Consider the following 2,998-nt stretch of genomic DNA (forward strand, 5'->3'; position numbering starts at 1 on the left):
ACGCAAGGAGACGGTGGAGCGTTCCTTTGCCGATGCCAAGCAGTTGCATGGACATCGCTATGCCAGGTTCCGTGGCCTCATCAAGGTCAGATGGCAATGCCTGCTAGCCGCGAGTGCCCAGAACATCAAGAAGATCGCAATGGCGCTCACCAAAGGGCCAAAACCGGTCAGCGCATGAGCCGGATACACCCTTCTCAATCTGCGTCAAAACTCTGCCGCCCAAACCAGCATACTTCCCAGAACAAAACCCGTCGAAAATATCGATGGGTTTGTCAGCGGTCTGAGCCGCCGTCGGGCGGCTTTTTGTTGTTCAGCTTATGCCGAGATAGCGACCGGGCTTGTGGTTGATCGCGATTATCAGATTCATCGCAATCGCGCCGATCAGGGAAAGCGCCATATTTTCCCACGGAATAAAGAACAGCGAGGCCAGCATGATCAGTCCATCAAGGCCGAGCTGAAACCAGCCGGCTCTTATCCCATAGGTGTCCTGTAGATAGAGCGCCAGAATGTTGACGCCGCCGACACCGGAACGATGTCTGAAGAGCGCCAGCACGCCCATACCCATCAATGTGCCGCCCATCAGTGCGGCGAAAAGCGGATGGACGCTTGAGAAATCAACACTCAGTGGCATCAATCGCGCAAAACCGGACATCATCGCCACTGCGACAAAGGTTCTGATTGTGAATGCCCAGCCCATTCGACGCACCGCGAAGTAGTAGAACGGCAGATTGATCAGGAAATAGAGCAAACCGAATTCCGTGCCCGTCGCATATTGGATGAGCAGGGCAATACCCGCAGTACTGCCCGTCATCAGTACGGCTTGGCTGTAAAGCGTAATGCCCAGAGCGATGAACGATGTGCCGATCAGCATCGCCATCGCATCTTCATAGAGGTGGTGACGGTCGAGCGCGGCGGATTTTGACGCATCGATGAGTGGGGCGGCGTTATCAGCGATATCGGCCACGGGTAAGCTCCAGAACAGCGAAAAGCCGGCGGACCGGCAAGAAGATTACTATGCCGGAAAGAAATCCGGCGTGCATGCGTTCGCGCTGTGCAGATGGGGAGGCCAGAGCACGCAGCGTAAAGTCTTGGGAGACGAGCTAATATAACAGCCGCTTTGGTCCTCCGCACCGCTTGAAATATTGTTATTTCGCGGTCCGCTTTGTGGATTTATCGCAACCGGAGAGGGCGATTGTTTTATTTTATTTCGCGCCTCATTTGCGAGAAAAAGCGCTCCACGTCACGCTGACTGCGCAAATGGTGCTTGACGAGATGTCGAGGTGCCTTGTCCAGGAAGGCGAGCGCGCGAATACGACCGTTCTTGCGATAGCCCGCCACCCATTTCAGGAAGTCCCAGTCGAAGCGCTCCACGCAGCCTTTCGCCATATCCGGACGAGAGCAGCCATAATGCTTTGCGGTTCTTTTCAGGACCCGCCATAGTCGCCGCCCGGTTGATATATCGAGAAAAATGAGCATATCCGCGCGAGAGGCTCGATAATTCATAGTTTCGCTATGATTGCCCTCGAATATCCATGCATCCTGATCTGCCGCTTCGACGGTGAGGCGGCCGATCTCATCGCGTGGCCGCATGACCCAGCCAGGCTGCCAATAGAGGGTATCGATATGAACGACCGGTAATCCGGTAATGCCGCCGAGCGCACGCGCGAGGCTCGATTTTCCGGAACCGGCGCCACCAATGATCATGATCCGCTTCATCACCTGCCTCGTTTCCGGATTTTAACTCTGTTCGAATAAAAATCGGACATGAGGTGCGAAGTACTATAATTTTACTTCACGACGTCCGCATGACCATAACGAGCAAAGAAAGTTCGTTAGAAAATTTGTATTGGAGCCGAGGTTAATATTGCGAAGATGATTGACAGTCAACTTCGCGAGGCGCAATGTTGACGTATAAGCGGAACGGGTTGGAGCAACGATTACGTCTGCCGTTCTTCTATATTAGCAAGATCGCAAGGCATGAAACATGCCGGGTGATTGCAAGAGCTGCATTCGACAGGAGTGACAAGATGTCTATTCGATCCATCACAACCATGGCCGGCACAGCCATTATCATGAGTGCCGCCGCGTTCGCTTTTTCATCGCCTGCCAATGCGCTGACGATGAAAGAATGTAGCGCAAAGTATCAATCGGCCAAGGATGCCGGCACGCTTGGCAACATGAAGTGGAACGATTTCCGCAAAGCTCAGTGCGGTGACGACGCAGCCGCTGCTACAACCCCGGCTGCGCCCGCAGCTGCTGCCCCAGCCAAGAAGACCGCTGCTCCAGCAGCGGACGACAGCGCCAAGGGCCTGACGATGAAACAGTGCAGTGCGAAGTATCAGGCAGCGAAGGACGCCGGTACGGACAATGGCGCGAAGTGGAACGATTTCCGCAAGGCTGAGTGTGGTCCGGGCGCAGATCCGGTTGCGCTCAGCACGGACGGCAATTCCGAACCTGCTGCTCCGACGATTGCCGCGCCGAAGGGTGTGAAGTTCCCGACCGCCGTGTCGGCGAAGTATTCCAGTGAATCCGCCGGCAAGGCTCGCATGCACACCTGTCTCGATCAATACCACGCTTTGAAGGACGCCAATGCGCTGGGTGGCCTGAAGTGGGTGCAGAAGGGCGGTGGTTATTACAGCCTTTGCAATGCGCGTCTGAAGGGCAACTCTTGATTTGCCTGACGCACGTGAATCTGAAGGGGCCCTGCGGGCCCCTCAGACCGCTGACAAACCCGCCGATATTTTCGGCGGGTTTTGTTCTGGAAAGTATGCTGTTTTGGGCGGCAGAGTTTTGACGCAGATTGAGAAGGGTGTATCCGGCTCACGCGCTGGCCGGTTTTGGCCCTTTGGTGAGCGCCATTGCGATCTTCTTGATGTTCTGGGCACTCGCGGCCAGCAGGCATTGCCATCTGACCTTGAGGAGGCCACGGAACCTGGCATAGCGATGTCCATGCAACTGCTTGGCATCGGCAAAGGAACGCTCCACCGTCTCCTTGCGT

General features: G+C 55.4%; 5 protein-coding genes. 2 read left to right on the forward strand and 3 right to left on the reverse strand.

From position 1 onward, the window contains the following. The coding region (locus F9K78_RS21725) for a transposase (protein ID WP_208851950.1) at positions 1 to 178 on the forward strand (178 nt) is incomplete at its 5' end. Positions 179 to 310: 132 nt separating this feature from the next. Here F9K78_RS21725 and F9K78_RS21730 read toward each other — a convergent pair. Continuing rightward, a complete protein-coding gene (locus tag F9K78_RS21730) occupies positions 311 to 964 on the reverse strand; it encodes a YitT family protein (protein ID WP_151682751.1) in 654 nt (217 codons plus the stop codon). A 233-nt stretch (positions 965 to 1,197) separates the two neighbouring features. After that, on the reverse strand, positions 1,198 to 1,716 hold the full coding sequence (locus F9K78_RS21735; RefSeq protein WP_151682752.1) for a P-loop NTPase family protein: 519 nt from the start codon (positions 1,714 to 1,716) through the stop codon (positions 1,198 to 1,200). Between the two features lie 311 nt (positions 1,717 to 2,027). Here F9K78_RS21735 and F9K78_RS21740 point away from each other — a divergent pair, with 311 nt between their 5' ends. Then, the gene (locus F9K78_RS21740) at positions 2,028 to 2,672 is read left to right on the forward strand and encodes an antifreeze protein (RefSeq protein WP_151682753.1); all 645 of its coding nucleotides are present in this window, start codon (positions 2,028 to 2,030) and stop codon (positions 2,670 to 2,672) included. A gap of 148 nt (positions 2,673 to 2,820) precedes the next feature. Here the strand turns inward: F9K78_RS21740 and F9K78_RS21745 are convergent. Then, positions 2,821 to 2,998: transposase (locus tag F9K78_RS21745; protein WP_208851951.1), on the reverse strand; the 178-nt coding region annotated here is incomplete at its 5' end.

The organism is Brucella pseudintermedia (genome assembly GCF_008932435.1).
Classification (GTDB): domain Bacteria; phylum Pseudomonadota; class Alphaproteobacteria; order Rhizobiales; family Rhizobiaceae; genus Brucella; species Brucella pseudintermedia.